Annotated in this window: 17 protein-coding genes and 2 pseudogenes; 8 read left to right on the forward strand and 11 right to left on the reverse strand. The window is 63.9% G+C overall.

The window, feature by feature from the left end; genetic code table 11:
• Positions 1-146: 146 nt before the first annotated feature.
• On the reverse strand, positions 147-281 hold the full coding sequence (locus BCAL_RS13900; RefSeq protein ID WP_258175577.1) for a hypothetical protein: 135 nt from the start codon (positions 279-281) through the stop codon (positions 147-149).
• 112 nt (positions 282-393) lie between these two features.
• Here BCAL_RS13900 and dapD point away from each other — a divergent pair, with 112 nt between their 5' ends.
• Positions 394-1,413, forward strand: coding sequence for a 2,3,4,5-tetrahydropyridine-2,6-dicarboxylate N-succinyltransferase (dapD, locus tag BCAL_RS02230; protein ID WP_043164947.1), 1,020 nt, complete (start codon positions 394-396; stop codon positions 1,411-1,413).
• A gap of 47 nt (positions 1,414-1,460) precedes the next feature.
• Here dapD and BCAL_RS02235 read toward each other — a convergent pair whose 3' ends face one another.
• The 6 genes and pseudogenes from BCAL_RS02235 to BCAL_RS02260 form a co-directional block, all read right to left on the reverse strand.
• A complete protein-coding gene (locus BCAL_RS02235; protein WP_043164945.1) occupies positions 1,461-2,753 on the reverse strand; it encodes a citrate synthase in 1,293 nt (430 codons plus the stop codon).
• Between the two features lie 263 nt (positions 2,754-3,016).
• Positions 3,017-3,796: a type I methionyl aminopeptidase gene (gene map, locus BCAL_RS02240; RefSeq protein WP_043164943.1), complete on the reverse strand. Its 780-nt coding sequence runs from the start codon at positions 3,794-3,796 to the stop codon at positions 3,017-3,019.
• 130 nt (positions 3,797-3,926) lie between these two features.
• Positions 3,927-4,940: an HdeD family acid-resistance protein gene (locus tag BCAL_RS02245; RefSeq protein ID WP_052119049.1), complete on the reverse strand. Its 1,014-nt coding sequence runs from the start codon at positions 4,938-4,940 to the stop codon at positions 3,927-3,929.
• Positions 4,941-5,725: 785 nt separating this feature from the next.
• Positions 5,726-6,946 (reverse strand): Fic family protein, encoded by a 1,221-nt coding sequence (locus BCAL_RS02250; protein WP_238549595.1) that lies wholly within the window; start codon positions 6,944-6,946, stop codon positions 5,726-5,728.
• A gap of 254 nt (positions 6,947-7,200) precedes the next feature.
• Positions 7,201-10,501: pseudogene (gene ileS, locus BCAL_RS13905) on the reverse strand (mupirocin-resistant isoleucine--tRNA ligase).
• A 400-nt stretch (positions 10,502-10,901) separates the two neighbouring features.
• A complete protein-coding gene (locus BCAL_RS02260) occupies positions 10,902-12,551 on the reverse strand; it encodes an ATP-dependent helicase (protein WP_420796801.1) in 1,650 nt (549 codons plus the stop codon).
• A gap of 48 nt (positions 12,552-12,599) precedes the next feature.
• On the opposite strand from BCAL_RS02260, the pseudogene BCAL_RS02265 reads away from it, so the two are divergent.
• Positions 12,600-13,988, forward strand: a pseudogene (locus BCAL_RS02265) (phosphotransferase); the annotation flags it as partial.
• A gap of 761 nt (positions 13,989-14,749) precedes the next feature.
• Positions 14,750-14,974 carry a DUF3107 domain-containing protein gene (locus BCAL_RS02270; RefSeq protein WP_043164939.1) on the forward strand — a complete coding sequence of 75 codons (225 nt, stop codon included), beginning with the start codon at positions 14,750-14,752 and terminating at the stop codon, positions 14,972-14,974.
• Between the two features lie 192 nt (positions 14,975-15,166).
• Here BCAL_RS02270 and BCAL_RS02275 read toward each other — a convergent pair whose 3' ends face one another.
• The 3 genes from BCAL_RS02275 to dapF all read right to left on the reverse strand — a co-directional run bounded on the left by BCAL_RS02275 (position 15,167) and on the right by dapF (position 17,842).
• Positions 15,167-16,051, reverse strand: a complete 885-nt coding sequence (locus BCAL_RS02275; protein ID WP_043164937.1) for a PHP domain-containing protein — start codon at positions 16,049-16,051, stop codon at positions 15,167-15,169.
• 114 nt (positions 16,052-16,165) lie between these two features.
• Complete coding sequence (locus BCAL_RS02280; protein WP_081887195.1) at positions 16,166-16,912, reverse strand: vitamin K epoxide reductase family protein; 747 nt, start codon at positions 16,910-16,912, stop codon at positions 16,166-16,168.
• Positions 16,913-16,945: 33 nt separating this feature from the next.
• On the reverse strand, positions 16,946-17,842 hold the full coding sequence (gene dapF, locus BCAL_RS02285; RefSeq protein WP_043165026.1) for a diaminopimelate epimerase: 897 nt from the start codon (positions 17,840-17,842) through the stop codon (positions 16,946-16,948).
• Positions 17,843-17,979: 137 nt separating this feature from the next.
• Here dapF and murI point away from each other — a divergent pair, with 137 nt between their 5' ends.
• The 5 genes from murI to BCAL_RS02310 all read left to right on the forward strand — a co-directional run bounded on the left by murI (position 17,980) and on the right by BCAL_RS02310 (position 23,511).
• The gene (gene murI / locus BCAL_RS02290) at positions 17,980-18,774 is read left to right on the forward strand and encodes a glutamate racemase (protein WP_043164933.1); all 795 of its coding nucleotides are present in this window, start codon (positions 17,980-17,982) and stop codon (positions 18,772-18,774) included.
• A gap of 83 nt (positions 18,775-18,857) precedes the next feature.
• Positions 18,858-19,706, forward strand: a complete 849-nt coding sequence (locus BCAL_RS02295) for a patatin-like phospholipase family protein (protein WP_043164932.1) — start codon at positions 18,858-18,860, stop codon at positions 19,704-19,706.
• A gap of 148 nt (positions 19,707-19,854) precedes the next feature.
• Entirely contained in the window at positions 19,855-20,808 is a 954-nt protein-coding gene (locus BCAL_RS02300) for an SPFH domain-containing protein (RefSeq protein WP_052119055.1), read from the forward strand.
• A gap of 61 nt (positions 20,809-20,869) precedes the next feature.
• Positions 20,870-21,862, forward strand: coding sequence for a D-2-hydroxyacid dehydrogenase (locus tag BCAL_RS02305; protein ID WP_043164930.1), 993 nt, complete (start codon positions 20,870-20,872; stop codon positions 21,860-21,862).
• Positions 21,863-22,554: 692 nt separating this feature from the next.
• Positions 22,555-23,511, forward strand: a complete 957-nt coding sequence (locus BCAL_RS02310; protein WP_043164929.1) for a type IV toxin-antitoxin system AbiEi family antitoxin domain-containing protein — start codon at positions 22,555-22,557, stop codon at positions 23,509-23,511.
• A 574-nt stretch (positions 23,512-24,085) separates the two neighbouring features.
• On the opposite strand, the gene BCAL_RS02315 is transcribed toward BCAL_RS02310, so the two are convergent.
• Positions 24,086-25,378, reverse strand: coding sequence for an O-acetylhomoserine aminocarboxypropyltransferase/cysteine synthase family protein (locus tag BCAL_RS02315; RefSeq protein WP_043164928.1), 1,293 nt, complete (start codon positions 25,376-25,378; stop codon positions 24,086-24,088).
• Between the last annotated feature and the right edge of the window lie 415 nt (positions 25,379-25,793).

Below are 25,793 nucleotides of genomic sequence, written 5' to 3' on the forward strand. Positions count from 1 at the left end.
CCTGATGATTGCCTGATGATCGTCCGATGGTGTGGGCCGCGCGCATCGTCGCCGGTCGGTCCGTCGTTCCGTCTCGCCTGTCCGGACACCGCCGAGGGCCGGCCGCACGGGACGGAACGTCACGCGGGGATGCGCGTGACCATACGTCAAAGTCCCGCGTAGATGGCGGGGATCACCAAGGACAGCAGCATGCACGCGGCGATGACGATGCACACCGCGCGCACCATCGTGCGGCGGCGGCGCTCACGCCCATCGCGTTCATCCTGCTGAAAGTCACTCACGTGGACGGATTGTACCGTACCGCTTGGTCATTGGACTCGCGTCTGTGCGCCGACGGCGGAAGCGGTAATGTGGGAGCACATGGCGATTCCGCTGAACAGTAAAGGAGCAACAATGGCAGAAGAACGCACCGCCTACGGCTGGGGTCTGGCCAGCATCGACGCGGCGGGCAACACCCTTGACGTGTGGTATCCGACTCTCGCTGTGGGGGCCGCCCCGGCCGAGGCCGATCGGCCGAATCATGATTTCGGCGTGCTCGTGCATGACGAGCCCGACGCCCGAGGCGTTCGTCGAGTGCCGGTCTTCACCGTGACCTCCCTCGACGAGCCGATCGCCAACGCCGAGGACGCGTATCTGAAGCTGCACCTGCTGAGCATGCGTCTGGCCAAGCCGAACACCCTCAATCTGGACGGCATCTTCGCACAGCTCGCCAACGTGGTGTGGACCAACTACGGACCGTTCGCCGTCCCCGACTTCTCGCTGCGCAAGGCCGACGTCGAAGCCGCCGCCACCGCCGCCGCGCAGTCGTTCGCCGCGAACGCCGGCCTGCCCGCCGTGGCGCCGGCAGCCACGGTGAACGTGTTCGGCGTGGACAAGTTCCCGCGCATGATCGACTACGTCGTCCCCACCGGCGTGCGCATCGGCGACGCCGATCGCGTCCGTCTCGGCGCCCACCTGTCCGAGGGCACGACGGTCATGCACGCCGGCTTCGTGAACTTCAACGCCGGCACGCTCGGCGTCTCGATGGTCGAGGGCCGCGTCTCGCAGGGCGTGGTCGTCGGCAACGGCTCCGACATCGGCGGCGGTGCCTCGATCATGGGCACGCTCTCCGGCGGCGGCAAGCTGCGCAACTCCATCGGCGAGCATTCGCTGCTCGGCGCGAACGCGGGCATCGGCATCTCGCTGGGCGACAACTGCGTCGTCGAGGCGGGCCTGTACATCACCGCCGGCACGAAGGTCACGATCTGGGACAAGGCCAAGGCCGCCACGGGCGAGCCGCTCGAGGTCGTCAAGGGCGCGGACCTGTCCGGCAAGGACAACATCCTGTTCATCCGCAACTCGGTGTCGGGCCGCATCGAGGCGCGTTACCGCAAGACCGGCATCGAACTGAACGAGAAGCTGCACAAGAACTAGTCAGCCCCGCCGCCGGTTCCCCCGGCTCCCCTTGTCAGGGGAGCCGGTCAGCGCTCGTCCATCGGCACGTAGTCGCGTTCGGTCGCACCGGTGTAGACCTGCCTCGGGCGGCCGATCTTGGTGTTCGGATCGGCGAGCATCTCGCGGTACTGGGCGATCCATCCGGGGATGCGCCCCAGTGCGAACAGCGTGGTGAACATGGCCGGGTCGAAGCCGATCGCACGGTAGATGAGTCCCGTGTAGAAATCGACGTTCGGGTAGAGGTGACGCGAGACGAAGTACTCGTCGCTCAGGGCGATCTCCTCGAGTTCGGTGGCCACGGCGAACAGCGCGCGCTCGTCGGCCGGCAGCTTCGACGTGTCCTCGCGCTCCATGATCTTCTCCAGATACTGCTTGGCGATGGCCGCACGCGGATCGTACGACTTGTACACGCGGTGGCCGAGTCCGGAGATGCGCTGTCCGTTGGCCTTGGCCTCATCGACAAACTCGCGCACCGACTTGCCGGAGTCGCGGATCGCCTTGAGCTGACGCAGCACGGCCTCGTTCGCGCCTCCATGCAGCGGGCCGGACAGGGCGTTGACGCCGGCGGCGACCGCCGAATACAGGTTCGCGTGCGCACTGCCCGCGATGCGCACCACGGAGGTGGAGCAGTTCTGCTCGTGATCGGCGTGGATGATGAGCAGACGGCCGAGCGCATGCACGTACAGCGGGTCGGATTCGAACGGCTCGTAGGGAACCGCGAAGCACATGCGCAGGAAGTCGTCGACGTAGCCGCGCGCGTAATCGGGGTAGAGCATCGGCTCGTCGCGGCGGCGGCGGAAGATGTACGACACGATCGTGCGGACCTTCGCCATGATGATGATCGCGGACTCGTCGAGCTGATCGGAGTCGGTGATGTCGGTCGTATCCGGGTAGAAGGTGGCGAGCGCGTTGATCGCGGAGGCGAGCGCGCTCATCGGATGCGCGGTACGCGGGAACGAGCCCATGAACGTGCGGAAGTCCTCCCCCACCATCGTGCGATGGTTGATGTCGGAGACGAACTTGTCGTACTGTTCCCGGTTGGGCAGTTCGCCGTGACGCAGCAGCCACGCGACTTCGAGGAAGTCGGACTGATCGCACAGCTGCTCGATCGGATAGCCGCGGTAGCGCAGGATCGAATGCTGGCCGTCGATATACGTGATCTTTGATTCGCATTGCGCGGTGGTGAGGAAGCCCGGGTCGAGCGTGACCCATCCGTCGTTGCGCAGCTTGGACACGACGATGCCGTCCGGTCCGGCGGTCGCCTTCACCAATGGCAGGGTGTATTTGCTGTCGTCCACATTCAGCTGTGCTGTGCCCATGGGTACCTCATTCCTGTTCCAAGTGTTGCCGGTCACAATAGACCGCCTGTGTTACCGCCACGGGTTTCGTGGTCGATACGCGGGACGATGCGGGACGCGAGGACGCGGGAACATGACGCTGGGGTGCGCATGGGTGCATGACTTTGCGCGTCAGCCAGCCGCATCGTGGAAACGTCGGAGAGACGTCGAAAGCCGGCGTGCGCCCATCGTAACAAGGTGGGGCGCACGCCGGCTTTCAATGTCTCAAAACGGTGTGACCGACGTCACTCGTCGCGCGTGGTGAGGATGATCGGGCCGTTCTCGGTGATGGCGATCGTGTGCTCGGAGTGGGCGCCGCGCGATCCGTCCTCGGCGCGCAGGGTCCAGCCGTCCTTCGGATCCTGGTAGATCTCATCGGTGGTCTTGAGGAACCACGGTTCGATGGCGATGACCAGACCCGGACGCAGCTTGTAGCCGTGGTGGGCCTTGCCGTCGTTCGGCACGTGCGGATCGCCGTGCATGATGTGGCCGACACCGTGGCCGCCGAACTCGAGGTTGATCGGATAGCCGTACTCGCGGGCGATGTCGCCGATCGTGCTGGACACGTCACCCAGACGGTTGCCGGGCTGAGCGGCCTCGATGCCGGCGGCGAGCGCCTCCTCGGTGCACTTGATCAGGCGCAGGTCCTCGGGATCCTTGTCCTTGCCGACCACGAAGCTGATGGCCGAATCGCCCACCCAGCCGTCGACGTTGATCGCGAGGTCGAGGCTGACGAGGTCGCCGTCCTTGAGGTTGTAGTCGTAGGGCACGCCGTGCAGCACCGCGTCGTTGACGGAGGTGCAGATGTAGTGCGCGAACGGGCCGGTGCCGAAGTCGGGAGCGTAGTCGACGTAGCAGGATTCCGCGCCCTTGCGGTCGACGATCTTCTTGTGCACGAACTCGTCGATGTCGAGCAGGTTGGTGCCGACCTTCGTGTACTCCTTCAGCTCACGCAGGATGGATCCGACGAAACGGCCGGCGGGCTTCATCTCCTCGATCTCGCGAGGGGTCTTCAGTTCGATCATGTGACTCTTTCTACCTTCTGGCGGGCCTATCAAGACTCGTTCTCAATACGCTCCCACGATAGTGCCCCGTCTCGTCATTCACGAGGACGATTTCACGCGCACGTTTCGATTGCGATCCGAAAAATCCGGCTCATCGACCGAACTTGAAGCCGCGCACGATGGCGGAGACTCCCATGACCACCAGCGCGCAGCCACCGAAGACGACGAGCCACATCGTGGAGGTGATCGGCGAAAGCAGCACGACGAAGCCGGCGATGATCGAGATGACCGCATAGAGCACGGCCCAGCCGGAGCTCGGCAGTCGCCACGATTCGACCAGAGCCATGAAGCCCTCGAGCATCCAACCGAGTCCGACGGTCATCGTGACGAGCACGGCGAGGGTCTGCCCGGACAGGGCCGAGTTCTTCAGCACCACGACGCCGCCGATGGCGAGCAGCACGCCGACGAGGATGTCGAGGATGCGCCAGCCGCCCGGCAGTCCGAGTTCGACGATGGCGGTGACGACGCGCGTGACGCCGGAGACGACGAAGTAGATGCCGAGCAGCACGGCCGCGACCTGCAAGGTGATGCCGGGCCAGATCAGCAGTGCGATGCCGAGCACGATCGCGGCCACGCCGATGATGGCGTAGATGGTACGCACCCAGTTCTTGGTGCGCTGCGGCAGCATGCTCTCGATGAGCTTGAACGGATCGGTCGAATGCCATCCGAACGGGTTCTGGCCGGCCTGACCGACGAACGGATTACCGGCGTTACCGGCGCCGCCGGCATTGCCGGTGTTGCCATACGTGGTGTTGTTCTGATTCACGTACGGGTTGGCGTACGGGTTGCCGTTCTGGCCGGCCTGCGGCTGGCCATATCCGTATGGATTCTGCGCGGGACCGGCGTACTGACCCGCATTCGCCCCGGCGTACTGGCCGTACTGGCCGTACTGGCCGTACTGCGGAGGCTGCTGCCCCGGCGCCCACTGCCCTTGCTGTCCCTGTGGACCGGCTCCCGGCGCATACTGACCGTATTCGGGCTGCTTCGGATTTGTGTTCCCGTTGCCATCAGTCTGCCCGGGCTGCCCGGGCTGCCCGTAGCTGTCACCATTCGGATTTTGGTTCTGATCGTTCGGGTTCTGGCTATTCGGGTTGAAGTCCGTCATAACGACCTCCTTGCTGGACGTATCTGCCATGTTCACGCTCCATAACCCAAGTCTAGGCACCCTGTCTAATTCAGTCCATCAACAAAACAAGACACCTTGTCCAAATACGTGGATATGTCGCCATCCTGAGGCGACGACACGGGTCCGTCCCGTCACCTCCGGTCGCCCCACATGCGCATGACGAGCATGACCGCGGGACTCAACACAAGAATCGCGAAAAACCACCTTGAGTCCCCCAAATCCGCGGGACTCAACGCGATAACAGCAGAAATCGACACTGAGTCCCACGCCACAGACACACCTCAGGCACCAACCGCACAACCATCCCCCGAATACGAAGCGGAAATCATTGGAATTCCGCCATTCTCAAGCAACCCCGACGGAACGCCTCCGGTCCGATATCGGCATGAATGGGTGACGTCGAGGGACTCAACGCGAAAATCGCAATAAATCCCTCTGAGTCCCCCGAATCCGCGGGACTCAGCAACGAAATCGACCACAACCGCGCTGAATCCCACACAGGCGTCAATACAGCATGACCCCGTCGACAATCCCCGCGCGTGCGGGGCGAACCCGAGACCGATGATAACGTTTTTATGAACCATGAATCATCGCCGCCAAATATAGCAGCCAAGCCCTTGCGGGGAGTGACCGATGTTGCAAGCGCTTCAGAACCGTCCAATGAATTTCAATCCACACTCCCCTTGCGGGGAGTGACCGACCTGCACACACTGCGGGAGACGCTGCAATAAACCAATTCCGAGCATAACCCTGAACGAGACGCCCTACCGCCTCCGCAACCCGACGGCATAGGCATCCAGAACATCCAATATGCCGCGATGCTCCCAGATGACGTTGCGCTGCCGACCGCTTCGTGCTGTCAGGACACCGGCGCTTTCCATACGCCGTATCGCGCGCTCGGACTGCGATTTGCTCAACCCCAGCGCCTCGCACAGGTACTTCGTGGTGACGATCGGCTGCTCGATCAGTTGCGGAAGCACCCGCCACACCGGCGAATCGGAACGCGTTCCCTGCAGCTGCTCACGAGCGAGATCCAGCTGATGCGTCAGATCGTCAATAAGGCGCTCACCGCTGGAAGCCGCAAACAGGCACGCCTCCACGAACGACTCGACGATCGGCTCGGCGTCACCGTTCCTGAACGCCGTCAGCGCATCGAAATAGGAGTCCGTGCGTCTCAGCAGACCAGCCGATACCGGTGGGGTGGTGGCATGGACCAAGCTCTTGTTCCGCAGAATCGCGTGCACCAAAGCCCGCCCGCACCGCCCGTTGCCATCGGAGAACGGGTGAATGGTTTCGAACTGCGCATGCGCCATCGCACACTGGACGATGACAGGCAGATCGTCGCGCGCGATGAATGCAAGCAGATCCCGCATGGCCGCCGGAACAAGCTCCGCCTGCTGGGCGACATGCGAAGCTCCTCGAGGACTGTACGAATCGGTTCCCACCCACACCAGTCGGTCGCGGTAACGCCCCGCTTCCTCCTCCCAACCAGGCTGCGCCAGCATCAGTGCGCGATGCATCGCCAGCACATGCTCCTCGTCCATGTCCTTGCTAAGACGCAAGGCGGCCTCCATGGCACGCACATTGCCCACGACGATCGCCGCGTTGTCGCTGGAACTTTCGTGAATCGTCTCCAGCGCAAGGTTTTTGGCACCGACCGTCAGATGCTCGATCTGCGACGATGACGTGGCCTCGGTCCTGAGCAGCACCGCGCTCATCGGACCAAGTACGCGATTCCCGGCACCCAATCTGGAGGCGGCATACATATCGAATCGCGACAAAGCCCCCGCCGCTTCCTCGACGTCGGCACTCAGGGCTGCGGAAATGGAAAGTTCAAGAGACGCCAGTCGCGCAGGAACCGTCGACTCGTAATCGCCGTTGCCACGGGAACGACGCGAACGGGAGACCGGAGCGTCATCGGCGATGTGCCAGACATGTTCCTCCCTGCCGACTGGTGGAATCAGCAATTCATCGTCATTACCCAACACCGCTCCTCGCTGTTAGCCGCACTTATTGTGATAAGTGTAGCTAACGGTTGCCCCAAGCAACACAACGCCATAGCAGTGGCTGACTGTCGGCGCACATGGAAAATGGTCCTGTCTCCCGATCATTCAGAATCGGAAAACAGGACCATTTACATGAAGCAGACTTATATGTCTATGTCTCTCCCCCACCCGGCTCCGCCGGGAGCCCCCTCGTCAGAGGGGGCCGAGAGGAGAAGAACCGCAGCTCGCGCCGCTCAGGCCTTAACCACCTCGGCCTTGAGCTCGGCGCCTTCGACGACCGTGAAGTCGTCGGCGGCGAGGGTGGCGGAGGCGATCAGGTCGCGGAAGGCCTCGACCTTGGCCGCATCGGCGGCCGGGACGGTCAGGGTCAGCGTGACGTGGTCGGCCACGTCGAGGCCGGCCTCCTTACGGGCGTCCTGGATCACGCGGATCGCGTCGCGGGCGTAGCCTTCGGCCTCGAGCTCCGGGGTCAGGGCGGTGTCGAGGATCACGAAGCCGCCGGTCGGCAGCGCGGCGGACACGGACACGGCCTCTTCGGCGGCATCCTTCTCCTCCACGCGGTTGATGAGCTCGTATTCGCCGTCCTCGAGCGCGATGTCGCCGTTCGGGGTCTCGACGACGGGCACACCGGTGGCGGAGTCCACATGCCAAGCGCCGGACTTGGACGCCTTGATCGCGAACTGGACGTCCTTGCGCAGACGCTTGCCGGCCACACGCGCGTTGACGCGCAACTCGTGCACGATCTTGAGACCACGGGAGGCGGCGTCCTCCAGCGTCGAGAACTCGAGGTCCTTGACGTTGAGCTCGGACTTGAGCAGGTCTGTGTACGGTTCGACGGCGGCCACGTCCTCGGCCACGACGGTCAGCTTGCTCAGCGGCTGGCGCACGCGGATCTTGGCGGCCTTGCGCAGGGACAGGGTGCCGGAGACGACCTCACGCACCTTCTCCATCGCGGCGACCAGCGCGGGATCGTCGACGAGCACGCGGCCCAGCTCGGTGTCCTCGCCGGTCTTCTCGTCGACGACGAACGGCCAGTCGGCCAGATGCACGGACTCGCCGCCGGTCAGACCGCGCCACACGGACTCGGCCTCCATCGGGGCGAGCGGCGCCAGCACGCGCATGAACGCCTCGAGCACGGTGTAGAGCGTGTTGAACGCGCTTTCGTCCTTGTTGAGGAAGCGATCACGGCTGTTGCGGATGTACCAGTTGGTGAGCACGTCGATGAAGTCGGACGCGGCGTCGCACGCGTCGGAGATCGCGAACTCGTTGAGCGACTTCTCGGCGGAGAGCACGAGGCGACGCGTACGGGCAAGCAGGTAGCGGTCCATCTGCGGCAGGGAGGCGACCTCCTCCGGACGCAGCTGGCGCGCGTCGTACCCGGCGGCGTTCGCGTACAGCGTGAAGAAGTAGTAGGAGCTCCACACCGGCAGCATGACCTGACGGACCGTGTCGCGGATGCCCTCGGCAGTGACGATCAGGTTGCCGCCGCGAAGGATCGGCGAGGACATGAGGAACCAGCGCATCGCGTCGGAGCCGTACTTGTCGAACACGCCGTTGACGTCCGGGTAGTTGCGCAGGTGCTTGGACATCTTCTGGCCGTCGGAGCCGAGGACGATGCCGTGGCAGATCACGTTCTTGAACGCCGGACGGTCGAACAGGGCGGTCGCCATGACGTGCAGCAGGTAGAACCAGCCGCGGGTCTGGCCGATGTATTCGACGATGTAGTCGGCCGGGAAGTGCTGTTCGAACTTCTCCTTGTTCTCGAACGGGTAGTGGAACTGCGCGAACGACATGGAGCCGGATTCGAACCAGCAGTCGAGCACGTCCGTGATGCGGTGCATGTGGCTCTTGCCGGTCGGATCGTCCGGGTTGACGCGGGTCAGGTTGTCGATCCACGGACGGTGCATGTTGATGTTGCCGTCGCGGTCGCGCGGGTAGTCGCCGAAGTCGCGCTTCAACTCCTCGAGCGAGCCGTACACGTCGACGCGCGGGTACTTCGGATCGTCGGAGACCCACACCGGGATCGGCGAGCCCCAGAAGCGGTTGCGGGAGATCGACCAGTCGCGAGCGTTGGCGAGCCACTTGCCGAACTGGCCGTCCTTGACGTTGCCCGGGATCCAGTTGATCTCCTGGTTGAGCTCCAGCAGGCGCGGCTTGATCTTGGTGACGGAGACGAACCAGGAGCTGACCGGCTTGTAGATCAGCGGCGTGGCGCAGCGCCAGCAGTGCGGGTAGGAGTGCACGTAGCTCTTCTCCTGGAAGAGGATCGCGCGGCGATCCTCGGGGATGGAGGCGAGCGGACCGTCGCCGGCGCGCAGATTGCGAAGGATCGGCAGGTTGGCGTCGAAGACGAACATGCCTCATAGTCCGGGCACTGCGCGGTGAAGCGGCAGCCTCATCGAGCACGTCGGTGCTCTTGATGCCCTTGGCGTTGAGGGTGTTCATATCGTCCTCGCCGTAGGGGGCCTGATGGACAAGGCCGGTACCTTCGACGGTGTCGACGTAGTCGGCGGTGAAGATCGTATAGCCGTTCGGTCCGGGCACGTGGCCCTCGGACTCGGCGGTCTCGCCGGCGAAGTACGGGAAGACCGGGTAGTAGCGGCGACCGGCGAGGTCGGAGCCCTTGAGCTCACGCACGATCTCGTAGTTCTCGCCGAGCTCCTTGGCGTAGGAGCCGAGCAGCGGCTTGCCGAGGTAGAACTTCTTGCCGGCGAACTTGCCTTCGGTGGGCCTGACCTCGACATAGTCGATGTCGGCGCCGACGACGATCGCGAAGTTGGTGGGCACGGTCCACGGGGTGGTGGTCCAGAAGACGGCGTAGGCGTCCTCCTCGTCGCGCAGCTTGACGGCCACGGAGACGGTGGTGTCCTGACGGTCCTGGTAGACGTCGGCGTCCATGCGCAGCTCGTGCGCGGACAGCGGCGTGCGATCCTTCGGGCAGTACGGCAGCACGCGGTAGCCCTGGTAGGCGAGACCCTTGTCGTAGAGCTGCTTGAACGCCCACATCACGGATTCCATGTACGGAATGTTCAGCGTCTTGTAACCGTGCTCGAAGTCGACCCAGCGGGCCTGACGGTGCACGTAGTCCTGCCATTCATGCGTGTACTTGAGCACGGAGGCGCGGCAGGCGTCGTTGAACTTGTCGATGCCCATCTTCTCGATCTGGTCGACCGAGTCGATGCCGAGCTCCTTCTGCGCCTCGAGCTCGGCGGGCAGACCGTGGGTATCCCAGCCGAAGACGCGGTTGACCTTACGGCCCTTCATCGTCTGGTAGCGCGGGATCACGTCCTTGGCGTAGCCCGTGAGCAGGTGGCCGTAGTGCGGCAGGCCGTTCGCGAACGGCGGGCCGTCGAAGAACACGAACTCGTTCTGGCTGTGGTCGCCGGAGGGGTTGCGTTCGACGGACTTCTGGAAGGTGTCGTCCTTGTCCCAGTAGTCGAGGACGGTCTCCTCCATGTGCGGGAAGCTGGGGTTCGGCGCGACGTGCGCGGTCTCGCCGCCCTCGTTCGCCTTGGGATATACGTTGTCGCTCACCGTGTGGTTCTCCTCGTATATGCTTCGTTGGTTTCATACGAGGACGACTTTGGATCCGACGTCTTCCCGACGTCGAGCCCGCCACCGCGGTACCACCTCGCTTGTCATGCGCACGACCGGCTACTGCCCCGGCACGCGCCGCGTGACCGCTTGCGTTCGGCTGTTTCGGGCCGATCCCGTCGGTTCTACTGAGTCCGTGACACGCGACGCGCATGTGTGATGTACGCCGCACGCTTGGACCGTTCTTCCGAAGGCTCCCCGCTGATGACGGATCATCGCCTTGACTGCGATGCACATCGTAGCACGGCGCGTTGTCAAATCGACGGGCGATTCCACACGTACCGCGGCCGCCCGTCGGCTCCGACTACTCCTTCGGCCGACCGGTCAGCGCGTCGGCGCGTCAGCTCAGGAAGCGGCTCAGCCGACGCTGCTGCGGCCCCATGCCGTCCTTGGACCGCGCATAGGACAGGTGCAGCGTGTCCTCGGCGCGGGTGACGGCCACGTACATGAGCCGACGCTCCTCCTCCAGTTCGTCGCCGGGAGCGGGAGACCCGTACGGCATCAGCCCCTCGGAGCAGCCGATGAGAAAGACGTGCTTGAACTCGAGTCCCTTCGAGGCGTGGACCGTCGAGACCGTGACCTGGCCGAGACGCGCGACCCACACGCGCGCCCGCTCGGCCTGTTCGGCCGTCGTCGGCGTCGCATCGCCCTGCCGCACGATGCCGGAGGATCCCGTACCGGAGGATGCCGCCGCCTCCGACTCGCGCAACGCCTCGACCATCGCGATGCGCTGTGCCGCATCCAGATCGGCGATCGGCGCGACGCCCGCACCGCCGCTGTCCCGCTTGACCCGATACCGCAGTCCCGCGTGGCGCAGCGCCGCGCAGCATATGGCCTGCTGCGCGTTGATGCGCGTGAGAATCGCACAGTCGGACGGACTCACCCCCTGCTCCATGAGCCGCAGGATGCGCGCAGTCACGCCGCGCGCCTCCTCCTGATCGGTCTCGTACACGGTGCGTTCGACACGTCTCCCCTTCTCCCTGGCCGAGGCGAGCTTCAGATACTCGTGTCTGACCGGCGAGGCGGCGAGGATACGATTCGCATACGAGACGATCTGCGGCGTGGACCGATAATCGGTGTTGAGCGCGATATCGGCGGACAGGGGCGCAAACTCGTCGGCGAACCCGAGCAGATCGTAGCTCGACGCGCCCGCGAACGAATAGATCGTCTGCGCCGGGTCCCCCACCACGCACACATTGCGGTTGTCACCGAGCCACAGGCGCATCAGCCGGTGCTGCAGCGGCGAGACGTCCTGATACTCGTCTACGGTCAGCCAGCCCACCGAACGACGGATCGCCGCGGAGGCCTCCTCGAAATCCTCGAGCACATGGCAGGCCATGAGCAGAATATCGTCGAAATCCATCTCGCCGCGTACGGTCTTCTCCTTCTCGTACGCGTCGTAGATCTCCGCGAACCTGTCCGGCTCGAGCCCCGCCGGACGGCACCGGTCGCTCACGGCGGCGACACGCGCCACCTGATCGGGCGCCACCAGCGAGATCTTCGCCCAGTTGATCTCGTCACGCACCGTGCGCACGGTCAGATCATCCTGATCCAGATCCGGATCGACCCGACGCATCGCACGCGCGGCGATGTCACGCGCATCATCGACCAGTCTCGGGAAGGGGGCGTCGCATACATCGGTCCACACGCGGCGCAGCTGGTGCAACGCGGCGGAATGGAACGTCGCCGCGGTCACCGAATCCCCGATGCCGAGCGAGGAGAGACGCACGCGCATCTCCGCCGCCGCCTTGACGGAGAACGTGACGGCGAGCGTACGAGCCGGATCCCACCTGCCGGTGCGGCACGCGTAGGCGATGCGACGCGTGACCGTACGCGTCTTGCCCGCGCCGGCGCCCGCGATGATGCGCACCGGGCCGTCCAGCGCCTTCGCCGCGGCCAGCTGCATCTCGTCCAATCCCTCGAGCAGATCCTCGCCCGATCCCTCACGCCCCACGTCCATGCCCTTCATTGTGGCAAGTGGCGTGGCCATCGCGCCTCCTTGTATTACTGTGGGAGTGTGACTGAACGTAATGAACTGATGCTGGCGGCTCTGACATCGGCCGCGATGCCGTCCGTGATCGTGGCCGGCGTGTCCCCGGGAACCACGCACATCGGCGGCATCGACCAGGCTCAGGTGCGCGACCTGACCGGCAAGACGTACGACGTGTACGCCACGGACGACGACCAGGGGCGCAAGCGGCTCGCCGCGCGCGTGAAAGCGGCGAAGGCGCTCGCCGAGGCGCGCGAGCCGGGTGGTCTGGGCTTCGCGTTCGACCGCGTGCTCGCATTCGTTCCGGGAGACGATCCGAAGGGACCGACCGGCACCACGGCGGTGATGATCGCCATGCATCAGGACGGTCGCGAGCGCGATCTCAATCTGCTCACGCTCGACGACTGCTCGTCGATGGGCACGGCGATCGGCGCGATCCACCGTCTGAACCCGCTGTTCCTAGCCAAGGCCCGGTATCCGATATACGCGACCGAGCAGATCAAGGCGCAGCTGGTCGCATGGATCGCACGTCTCAAGCACGCCGGCCACGTCCCAACGGAGATCACCTCGAGCTGGTCGAAGATCCTCGAGACGGAGGGACTGTGGTCGTTCCGCACGTGTCTGGTGCACGGCGGCTTCGAGGACGGCGATGTGCGGTTCGACGGTTCGACGATCACGGCGATCAACAACTGGCAGAACATGCAGGTCAACGACCCTGCGCGCGATCTGGCGTGGATCTTCTCCAAGCTCGACGAGGATCATCGCAATGCGGTGCTCACGGCGTACGGGCGCATGATGGGCAACCGCCTGGACGACCTGATCATGCTGCGTGCCAACCTGTGGGTGCAGATGGAGCAGGTCGGCGAGTTCATTCAGGCGTTGAACAAGGCGGACACGCAGGGCATCATCCGCTTCAAGGCGCAGGTGGATCGTCTTGCGCATCAGCTGGGCGTGACCTCGCGCGCCGTCGACGACTCCAACGCCGCCGCGAAGGCCCGTCGCGCCCCGGGTGCGGGGGCCGGTGCCGGCGACCCGGATGATACGGCGGACAATCCGCCCTCGACGATCACCGTGGGCACGCTGCTCAAGGACGGCGAGCGCCGTCGCGCCGCGGCGAAGGCCGCCGAACAGGCCGCGGCGAGGGCCGCGGGAGTCCGTCCGGGGGATCCGGGCGCCGATGCGACGGCCGAATCGGACCGTACCGGTTCAGCCTATATCGAGGCGGCCGGACGCATCGCGGTGCCGACCGGCAACGACGACACCATGGATGCGCCGATCGACGCCAAGGAGGCGACGATCCCGCCAAGCTTCCACGTGGGCGGGGCACGGGCGGACGGACAAGCCGGCCCGACCGGTGCGACCGGCTCGACGAAGCCGCAGCCGTCCTCCCCCTACCCGGACATGCCGGCGCCGTCGTCGAGCGAGACGATCACGCTGGCGCCGATCGACGGCGACGATGAGGATGACGACACCGACGAGCACGATGTCAGCGCGCATGCCGATCCCGATTCCGACTCCGACTCCGGGAAGGCGGATGAGGCCATGCCTGTCTCGTTCCCGGTCGCCGCGGCCGTGGCGCAGGGAGGATTCGGCACCGACCGGCTGATGGACCCACCGCAGGACGAGCGTCACGACGAACATCACCGCGAGCGCGCGAACAACACGGCGACGATCGTCATCCCCCTGCTGGAACGCGAGGAGCGCGCACTGCGCGACGCACGGGCCGGACTGGAATTCGACGACGAGACGTTCGACGACAAGCCGACTGCCGGATCCTCCGCCGAGATTCCCGCGAAGGACGACGATTCCGCCGCGGCCGCCGATGCGGATGAGAACGACGACACCGCGGACAACACCGCGGATGATACGAACGATGCGGAGCCGGTCGTGACCCCGGAGGCCGAACCCGAGCAGCCGCATAACTTCGACGAGACCGCGACGCCGGCCGAAACGGATGAACCGGACGCGACGGGCGAGTCGGACACGACGGACGAGACGGATAACGCGGACGAGGTGACCGACGAGGACGAGGACGACGACACCGGCGAATCGGTGACCACGCCGAAGGCGTAATCGCACGCGTTCCCGTCGCGCTCGGGCGTGGCTGAGGGCACAATAGTCACCAGTCACCTGACACAAACGCGTCTTGACGCATAACACTAGGAACACATCCGGAACACAGCACAAAGGAGCAGCACATGGACATCGAGTTCGGAATCCGCAACGTGGCGCGCGCCGTCACCTTCAGCACCGACGAATCGGCCGATTCGGTCAACGCCACCATCGCGCAGGCGGTGGCCGACGGCAAGCCGATCGAGCTGACCGACGACAAGGGACGCCGCATCATCGTCCCCGCCGACGCGCTCGGCTACGCGATCGTCGGTTCGGAGACCAAGCACGCCGTCGGTTTCGGCGCCCTGTGACGTATTGCGACGTATTTCCGCGTCTGCCGTATCCCGGCCATAGTCGCAGCCGAATAGTCACAACCGAATAGTCACGGCCGGGATACGACCACCCGGTTGAAACAAGGACTGCAGACAGGAGAACACGAAGCGGGGATGACTCCATAAGGAAGTCATCCCCGCTTCGCTATACGGATATCACCACACCGAATATCACCGTATCAACGGAATCGCGCCGCGGCGCACGATCTCGCGCACGGTGGCATCGTCGGTCAGATTCTCGCCGAGCCTGTTGGGCTTGCCCGCGCCATGCCAGTCGGATCCGCCGGTGACGAGCAGATGCCGCCTCCGCGCGATGGCGAGCAGACGCTCGCGCTGTTCGGGAGGATTGCCGCGATGCCAGACCTCCAACCCGTCCAGTCCCTCGTCGACGAGTCGTTCGATCTGCTCGTCGGACAGCAGCCGCGGATTGCGGCTTAGATCGCCGGGATGCGCGATGATGGTCACTCCCCCGGCCTCGCCGACCGCACGCACCACCTCATGCGTCGTAGGCGAAGGCGTGGGGATGTAGTACTTGGAGTTGGCGCTCACGGCACCGGCGAACGCCTCGGAACGCGTGGCGTAGACTCCGGCCGCGACGAGCGCATCGGCGATGTGCGGACGTCCGATGGTGGTCCTGCCGCCCTCCTTGACCTGCGCCTGCACCGACTCCCATGAGATCGGGAAATCCTCGGCGAGACGCTCCACCATGTGCTTGGTGCGCACCAGTCGCGCCTCGCGCGTGGAGGCGAACAGCTGCGAGATATGCACGTTACGCGGGTCGTACTGCAGCCCGAGCATGTGCACGGACACGTTCTCGTCCTCGGCGGTGATCTCCGTGCCACGCAGCATCGGCAGTCCGGCCTCACGTGCGGCCCGTTCGGCCAGCTCCCATCCGGCGGCGGTGTCATGATCGGTGATGGCCACGCCGTGCAGACCCAGTCGCCGCGCCTCGGCCACCAGTCCCTCGGGCGTTTCGGTGCCGTCGGAGAACACCGTGTGGCAGTGCAGGTCCCAGCCGGCCTGCGGCGGTTCGGCCGGCGTCTCGTAATGCGTCATACCTCTATCGTAACCGCTCGCCGCACGAACCGGCCCCGATGCGGATTCCCAGAAAGCTTCCCCCGGACCTCTAGGCCGAGACCTCTCTTAGGCCTAGACCTCCAGTCTCCCCCCTTAGGAGAGGAACGCCGCGCCATCCTTGACGAGGATGATCGCCACGATCGCGACCACCCACACCACGTCAACCATGAGATCGTAGTTGAGACGGTAGTAGGTGTCGAGCGCGCGCGGCCTATCGGAGGCGCCGCCGGGCAGACGCTGGACCGTAGCGGTCGCGTGGGAGAGGGCCATGAACTGGATCGTGGTCGAGAACATGAGCGCCAGACACCACGGGCACAGCGCGCGGATCACGAACAGCGACTGCGTGGTCAGCCAGTACGAATACAGCAGCGCCGCGAGTCCGCCGAACCAAGTGCATGCCGCGAACCACTTCGGCACCTTCACTCGGGCCAGTCCGATCACGGCGATCGTGACGAACACCGACTCCGCGGCGATGCCGAAGAACGCGTTCGGATAGCTCAATCCGGCGAATTTGACGATCTCCGCCTGCCAGGATTGGGCCACGGCTGAGCAGGACAGCACGGAGTTGACGTCGCACGACAGCTGCTGGCCCGGGTGCCTCGCCAGTTCCAGCGTCTCCGCGGACAGCACGAACGAGACGATCAGCGCCACCGCCGAGGCGATGAGCATGATCAGATACGTCCATGTGGACCCGTGGCGGAATCCCGTGGGTCTGCGGTCCGCGGCATCGAAGGTCTCGTCCGATGCCGTTTCATTCAATGCCGCTTCGTCAACCGTCGATGATTCCGACGATGCCTTCGATGAAGAAGAAAATAAACCGTTTCGTGCGCTGCCGGTCATCGGCGTTCCCCTTTTCTCTAGTCCTCCCAGTTCTCACGTTCCCAACAGCGTGATGTCGCCGACCAGTGTAGCCGAACCGGTGAGCGTCACGTCCGTATCGGTCACGTCGACGCGCAGCGTGCCGCCGCGCACGGTGATCATCCAATGGTCGACGTCGGTCTTCGCCCGCAGCGTGACCGCGGTGGCGCACAATCCGGTGCCGCATGACAGGGTCTCGCCGCAGCCGCGCTCGTTGACGCGCATCGTGGCCTCGCCGACGCCGGTGGCCTCGCCGATCTCGTCGACGCGCACGAACTCCACGTTCTGGTCCGATTCGATGACGGGGGCGACGACCGGCTTGGTCACCAGATCCAGCGATTCGACGTTGGGCAGGCTGGAGAACGCGTCCTCGACGACGGCGACCACATGCGGATTGCCCATGTCGACGAACGTGCCGCGGGCCGAACCATCCGTTCCCGGGATCGTGACCTCGTAGCCGTCGAGCTCGCCGCGCTTCCATGCTCCCATCTCGACGCGGAACACGTCGCGTCCGAGCCCGGGTACATCGCCCAGCGAGGTCAGCGTCTTGACGCCGGCACGCGTGCCGAGACGGAACGTATCGCCGTCGAAGAGGCCGTGCCGTTGCGCGAACAGCGTAATGGCGCGTGTGCCGTTGCCGCACATCTCGGCAAGCGAGCCGTCCGCGTTGCGATAGTCCATGAACCATTCGGCACCCTGCGACTCGCAGTCGGCCACCTGCTCGGCGCTCAGATCGGACACGTCGCGCGGATGGGCGAGACGGATCAGCCCGTCGCCGCCGATGCCGAAATGACGGTCGGCAAGGAAACGCACCTCGTCCTCGGTGGGTTCGAAGGTGCCGTCCGAATCGAGGTAGACGACGAAATCGTTGCCGGTGGCGTGTGCCTTGGTGACATGCTGCGGAATGCTCATGGGCCACAGCATACTCGCCATGCGCGCCGCAGGAGCGGAGTCCTGTTTGGTTTCGACATCTACGGTGAGTAGTCTGGGAACCAAGTACGTGGTACGGCTGAGCTTTGTCAGCGAACGATGTGTGGGAGGGAACAGGCATGTCTTCGACGGCTCCGATAGGCGTGTTCGATTCAGGTTTGGGCGGCATCTCCGTGGTCCGGCAGATCGTAAGGGACATGCCGCGCGAACGGGTGCTGTATTTCGGCGATTCCGCCAACGCCCCGTACGGCACGAAGACCCCCGAACAGGTGCGCCGACTGAGCTTCGCGATCGTCGACCGGTTCGTGCACGAGGGCGTCAAGGCCGTCGTCATCGCCTGCAATACGGCCACGTCCGCCGCCGTCAACGACCTGCGCGAGGCCTACGACATCCCGATCATCGGCATGGAGCCGGCGCTCAAGGTGGCCTGCGACCGTGGCGGTGTCCAGTCGGACGGAAACCACGTGCCTCAGCGCGTGATCGTCGCCGCCACGCCGCTGACGCTGCGCGAGCGGAAATTCGCCCGTCTCATGGACCGTTTCGACTCCGACAACGAGATCTTCAAGGAGCCGTGCCCCGATCTCGTGGAGATCGTCGAATCGGGTCGTCTTCACGATCACGATCTGGTGATGGACACGCTGCATCGCTATTTCGACAAGTACGATCTGCATCGCATCGACTCGGTGGTGCTGGGCTGCACGCATTTCGTGTTCTACCGGGACTACTTCCGCGAGCTGCTGCCCGACAGCGCCGCGATCATCGACGGCAACGAGGGCACGGTGCGTCATCTGGACGTCGTACTCGAATCGCTGGGCGATCTCGCCCCCCAGGACGCGCAAGGCTCGGTCGAACTGGCCAATTCCGATCCATCCGAGCGCATCGCGGCCCTGTCGCGCGAGCTACTCGACGCCTGAACCGCATCTGTCCAATTCCCTTCAATGTCCCGGCAGATGGCGTACTCTCGCTCGTAATCGGGTCATGGATCATGGAGGGAACGATGGCGAACAGGACTGCTCTGATCGACGTGGGCGGCGGATTCCGCGCGATCTTCGGCTGCGGTGTGATGGACTACATGCTCGAGGAGGGCATCGACGTCGACATGTGCTACGGCGTCTCGGCCGGCGCCGCGAACATGACCTCGTTCGTCGCCCGCCAGCACGGACGCAACCACACGTTCTACACGAAGTACGCGTTCCGCAAGGAGTACGCGAGCACGGAGAGCTTCCTCAAGAACCATAACTTCGCCAACCTCGACTACATCTACGGCACGCTGAGCAACCATGACGGCGAGTATCCGGTCGATTTCGAGGCGTTCGAGGCGAATCCGACCGGTTTCACGATCGTCGCGTGCAACGCGGAGGATGGTTCGACCCAGTACTTCGACAAGTCACGCATCCACTACGACGACTTCGACGTGGTCAAGGCCTCGTCGGCGGTGCCGGTGGCGTGCGAGCCGTACGTGGTGGACGGGGTGCCGTATTTCGATGGCGGCATCGCCGATCCCGTCCCGGTGCAGAAGGCGCTGGACGACGGCTACGAGCGCGTGGTGCTGATCCTGTCGCGCCGGCGCGACGAGGTGCGCCAGCAGCGCCATGATCTGGCGCCGGCACGCATTCTGGAACGCTCGTATCCGGCCGCCGCCGAACGTCTGCGCATGCGCTACAAGACCTACAACGACGAGATCGAACTCGCCAAGAGCTACGAGGCCGAAGGGCGCGTGCTGATCCTCGCCCCCGAGGACCTCTACGGTCTCAACACCCTCAAGAAGAGCTTCGAGGGCCTCGAGATGATGTACCGCAAGGGCTACGCCGCGGCGGCCGCGATTCCCGGGTTCCTCGAGAGCTGACCCACGTCCCCGTCCTCCGCGAAACGGAACGGAACGGGGATCCCCGGCATTCCCTTCCAGCACTGATAACTGATACGATGGAACCAGCAGTTGCGACCGATGGCGGTCGCAACGCGTTGGAAGGGAAAAGACAATGGTCATCGGTGAAATGTTCGGGACCACGGCACTGATTCTGGTCCTTGTCGTGATCATCCTCGCACTGCTGATCTCGGCGATCTTCATCGTGCCGCAGCAGCAGGCGTTCATCATCGAACGATTCGGCAAATTCCAGTCGGTGCAGTTCGCCGGCATCCACATGCGCATCCCGATCGTCGATCGCATCGCGATGAAGACGAACATGCGCGTCAACCAGCTCAACGTGCAGCTGGAGACCAAAACGCTCGACAACGTGTTCGTCACCGTCGTGGCGTCCACGCAGTTCCGCGTCAACCCGGAGAACGTGGCCACCGCATACTACGAGCTGCGCGATCCCGCCGGCCAGCTCAGGAGCTACATGGAGGACGCGCTGCGTTCCGCCATCCCGGCACTGACGCTCGACGACGCGTTCGCCCGCAAGGACGACGTCGCCTTCGACGTGCAGAAGACCGTCGGCAACGAGATGAGCCGCTTCGGCTTCACCGTCGTCAAGACCCTGATCACCGCGATCGACCCGTCCCCGCAGGTCAAGAACGCGATGGACTCGATCAACGCCGCCCAGCGCGAGAAGGAGGCCACGCGCCAGCGCGCCGAGGCCCAGCGCATCCAGATCGAGACGCAGGCCGCCGCCGAGGCCGAAAAGACCAGGCTGCAGGGTGAGGGCCAGGCGAACTACCGCCGCGAGATCGCCAACGGTATCGTCGACCAGATCAAGAGCCTGCAGGCCGTGGGCATGAACATCAACGACGTCAACAACGTCGTGCTGTTCAACCAGTACCTCGACGTGATGCGCTCGCTGTCCGAGTCGAAGAACGCGAAGACCGTGGTGCTGCCGGCCTCCACGCCCGGCGGCTACCAGGATCTCTACGAGCAGGTCACCAAGGCCATGCTCACCGCCGCCGAGACGCAGCCCGGAGCCGGCACGCTCGCAACCGGCACGCCCACGACCGGCGCCCACGCGAGGTAACCGCGCGAGGTAACCGCGCGAGGTAACCGCGATCGGCCATGACCGTCCTACACTGGGAGCCATGACCGAAAGCAACGAACACAACGCGAACAAACTGATCGTCAACTGCCTGCCGCTCACCGATGAGGAGCGGCAGGCTTTCGTTTCCGCGGCCGGCGACGTGCCGCAGGAGTTCGTCGGCAATCCCGCCGAACGCGGCACGATGGTGTGGCGGGCGCAGGTCCCCGACGAGCTCAGGTCACGCGCCACCGCCGTGATCGGCAACATCGCGCCGGATGAGTGCGCGCAGTACCCGAACCTCGCATGGCTGCAGACGTGGAGCGCCGGCGTCGACAGGTACGTCGCGCCCGGCGTCCTGCCGGAGTCGACCCGCGTGACCAACGCCTCCGGAGCCTACGGACAGACCGTCTCCGAACACCTGTTCGCGATGATGTGGGCGCTCATGCGGAACCTGCCGATGTACGCACGCCAGCAGAGCGAGCATCGCTGGCATGATCTGGGACGCGCGCTCTCGCCGGCAGAGGCGACGGTGCTGGTCGTCGGCACCGGCGACATCGGCTCCCATTTCGCCGGGCTATGCAAGGCCGTGGGCGCGCACACGGTCGGCGTGCGGCGCAACCCCGCCAAGCCGGCGGACGGTATTGATGAGATGCACGGCTTCGATGAACTCGACGCGCTGCTGCCGACTGCGGACGTGATCGCCCTTGTCGTGCCGGCCGCGCCGGACACGTTCCATCTGATCGACGGGCGTCGCCTAACGTTGATGAAGTCGACCGCGATCCTGCTCAACGCGGGCCGCGGCACCGCCGTCGACCCGATCGCTCTGGCGCGGGCGCTGTCCGAGGACCAGCTGCACGGCGCGGGACTCGACGTAACCGAGCCCGAGCCGCTGCCGAAGGACAGCCCGCTGTGGGACGAGCCGCACTGCCTCATCACCCCGCATGTGGCCGGCGGCAACCATCTGGAAGTCACCGAACGCCGCATCGTCGCTATCGCGCTGGAGAACGTGCGACGCTACGCCGCCGGCGAAGCGTTGACCAATGTGCGGCGGTAAGGTAAACCGAGGCTCAGCAACCCGATACCCTCACCACCCCAGTACCCCCACTGCCATCTTCAGTACCAATCCCCGTAGCAGTACAACCAACCTCAGTACCCCACCAACCTCCGCACACCACTTGGCCAGTGCCCAGCGCGGTCCCCATCACCACCACCCACCAACCCAGTATCAACACCACCAGCACCACCCACCACCCACCAACCCAGTATCAACACCACCAGCGTCACATTTTCCCGAGATTTCTCCAGTGCCCGGGAATAAGTGACGCTGGTCTTCAGTCAGCGTCACTTATTCCCGCAGGATAGGATGATTTCGGGAATAAGTGACGCTCAGAAACTGCGATGGAAAGATCCGTATCGGTAGGTAGCTGATCGGCAAGAAGACGGTCGGTAGGGAACCAGTCGATAGGGAACCAGTCGATAAGTGCAGTCGGTAAGAAACCAGTCAGTAAGTAGCCGATCGGTAAGAAGCTGATCGATAGGGAGTCAATCGGTAAGTGTTGCAGTAGGTCGGTAAGCGCGCAACTGGTTCCGGTCGCTGCCGAATGGGGAAGGCACAGCCTGAGCAGCGACAATCGCCGGAGGAACTCCGTCGCCTTAGTTACCCACAATCTCTCACGGAATCGAGGTTTCGTCCACATTCCCCGATCCGGTTGCAATCATGGTCGGCGCATTCGTAACGTCACCTCCATGAAGAAACACAAAAGACTCATCGCGATGATGCGGACGGCGCAGCAGGAACACCGCTGTGTCATCGGAAGCGACCCGGCCATTCGCCGAGCATGCCGACGACGGCTGGTCGTCGGCGAATTGATCTCGCCATACCGAAATCTATATGCCGAAACCGGGTACTGGAACTCCCTCAATGCCGAGGAGCAATCGCTGCATGTGATCCGGTCGCTGTCCATCCTTCATCCCCGATGGGTGTTCGCCGGATTGAGCGCCGCATGCCTGTACGGGTTTCAGCATTCGTATTCGCTGCACGACGGCACGACCCATATCGCCAGCACCAGTGGCGTCAAGAGCGGCGATCACGACAGACTTCATCGCATCTACATGAAACGAATCCCCGCCTGGATACATTCCAATCGCTTCCTCCTGACGTCGCCCGCCAGAACGCTGATCGATTGCGCCGAATATCCGTTCGCCAATGCTCTGGCCATCTATGATTCCGCATTGCGTATGAAATTGGTCACCATCACAGATGTACGGACTTTGATGATTCAGACCGTCTGTAATGAGAAGGCCGTGTCCGAACTGTTGCGATGGGCGAATCCTCTGAGCGAGAACGGCGGAGAGTCGCTGATGCGGGGACGAATCATCGAACAGGGTTTCGCGGAGCCGCTGCTGCAGGTCGAATTCGAGAATCCCGATAACTTCTCCATGCCGTATCGCGCTGATTTCTGCTGGAAGCTAGCCGATGGAAGGATCATCGTCGCCGAATACGACGGCGTGGCGAAATATCGCGACAACAGCAACCCGAATCGAGCCAATCTCCAGTCGAAGCTCGCCTATGAACGCGAGCGGGAACGGTCCCTGAAATCACAAGGAGTCGCATCCGTTGTTCACGTATTCTATGAGGACGTGATGGTACCGCAACGACTTGAGAGCAAGCTGGTCACCGCCGAAGTACCGAAACTAAGGTGACTTCATCAACGCCGATCCCCCGGTCAACGCCGATCCCCCGGTCAGCCAACGTCGATCCCCCGGTCAGCCAACGTCGATCCCCCGGTCCTCCCCCATTCCCTCTGTTCCTTCGACCTCAGCGTCACTTATTACCGAAATTAGCGCACCCAGCGGGAATAGGTGACGCTGACTTAAGGTCAACGTCACCTATTCCCGCGCACTGGAGGAATCTCGGGAATAAGTGACGCTGAGGAGGGAACAGGTGCCAAAGGAACCGAGAAACCAAGGACTTGGAGACCCAAGGAACCAAGAAGCCAAGGAGACTTGGACCCCAAGGAACCACGGAACCCCAAGGAACCAAAGGAACCAAAACCGAGAAGCCAATAAGGATAAGGAACCAAGGAACCGAAAGAACCAAAGCACCGAGAAGCCAATAGGACTAAGGAGCCAAGGAACCAAAGAACCAAAGAAACCAAAGAAACCAAGAAAACCAAAGGAACTAGGGAACCGAAGAAGCCCATAGAGTCAGGGGACCAAGGGAGCACCGGGAACCGAAGGATCTAACAATCTACGGAACCACAGAGACACTCGGCCGTCAGTATGCGCCGGCGATGGCCTGGTCGAGGTCGGCGATCAGATCGTCGGGGTCCTCGAGGCCAATGGACAGGCGGATGAGGTTGTCGGTGACGCCGGCGGCAATGCGCGCCTCCATCGGCACCTCGCGGTGGGTAATGTGCGCCGGGTCGACGATGAGCGATCGTGCGTCACCGATGTTCGGCACGTAGGAGAACAGCTTCGCGCCGTCGATGATGTGACGGACGTTGTCGGCGCTGCCATCCACGAGGAACGACAGGATCTGTCCGATGCCGTTGGGGAAGTACTTGCGGACCAGCTCGAACTGCGGGGTGTTGCCGAGCCCGGAATAGTTGACCTTCACCACGTGGGGCGTGCGCGTCAGATGCTCGGCGATGCGAGTGGCGGACGCGACCTGCTGCGAGACTCGCTGCGGCAGGGTCTCCAGTCCCACCAGCGACAGGTAGGCGTTGAACGGGCTCTGCACCGCGCCGAATGTGCGCAGGTACTTGATGCGGATGCGCTTGATGAACGCCGCCTTGCCGAACTTCTCGGCGAAGCTGTGCCATTCGCCGGCACGATCGTCGCTAATGACCTGCTGGCGTGCGGTGAACTGCGGGAATCTGCCATTGGCCCAGTCGAACGATCCGCCGGAGATCACGGCTCCACCGATGGCGTTGCCATGTCCGGTGATGCCCTTCGTGGTGGAGTGGACGACCACGTCGGCACCGTGTTCGATGGGGCGCAGCAGATACGGGGTGGGGACAGTGTTGTCCACGATCACGGCGATGCCGTGCTCATGTGCGAGATCGGCCAGCGGTTCGATGTCCAGCACCTCGGTGGAGGGGTTGGCCACGGTCTCGGCGAAGATCGCGCGCGTATCCGGGCCGATCTTCGAGGCGACCTCGTCGAGGTCGTTGATGTCGTTGACGAAATCCGCGTGGATGCCGAACTGGGGCAGGAAGTCGCCGAGCGCGTCCACGCTGGCACCGTAGAGATCATACGGGGCGATGATGCGGCCGCCGCCCTCGCCCACGCACATCAGCGCGTAGGTGACCGCCGCCATGCCGGATCCCACGGCAACGGCTCCGATGCCTCCCTCCAAGGCCGCCAGTCGACGCTCCAATGCGTCGACGGTGGGATTGGCCACACGCGAGTATTCGAAACCGTCGATGTCGCCGGCGGCGAGCGCATCGCCACGTGCCGCATCGCCCAGATCGAACGCGGCCGAAGCGTATACGGGAGGGACGGCCGCGTGATCATGGTCTTCCGGATCATAGCCCGCGTGGATGGCCTGCGTGGCGAACTTCGACATCGGTTCCCTCTTTTCTCATCGCCGGATCGAATGCGATACACCAAAATGCGGCGCACCGGACGACACCGGACGACACCGGACGGCATTCACGATTCACGGCGAATGGTGGAATTCACTGTACGTACTGTGACGGAACCATAGCAAACCCTCGTGCGCGAACCGGCGAGGGGATATCACGATTCGTCCGATGACGCTATAAGAGAAGACTATAGGCCTCCGTCGTACGCAAGTGACGAAGGCCTATAGCGGATGTGGAAAACTGTTGGAATGCTAGGAATAGTACGAATTCTTAAACGAGACTGGACATAGTAGTCGACCTGTACGGTCAACTACAGTCAACTACAGTCGACTATGGTCGAATCGATGCGTGCATGCGCCACGGCAACGCACGCACGCATCGGTTCGAATACGGACA

Source organism: Bifidobacterium callitrichos DSM 23973, from assembly GCF_000741175.1.
In the GTDB taxonomy this organism is placed as follows: domain Bacteria; phylum Actinomycetota; class Actinomycetes; order Actinomycetales; family Bifidobacteriaceae; genus Bifidobacterium; species Bifidobacterium callitrichos.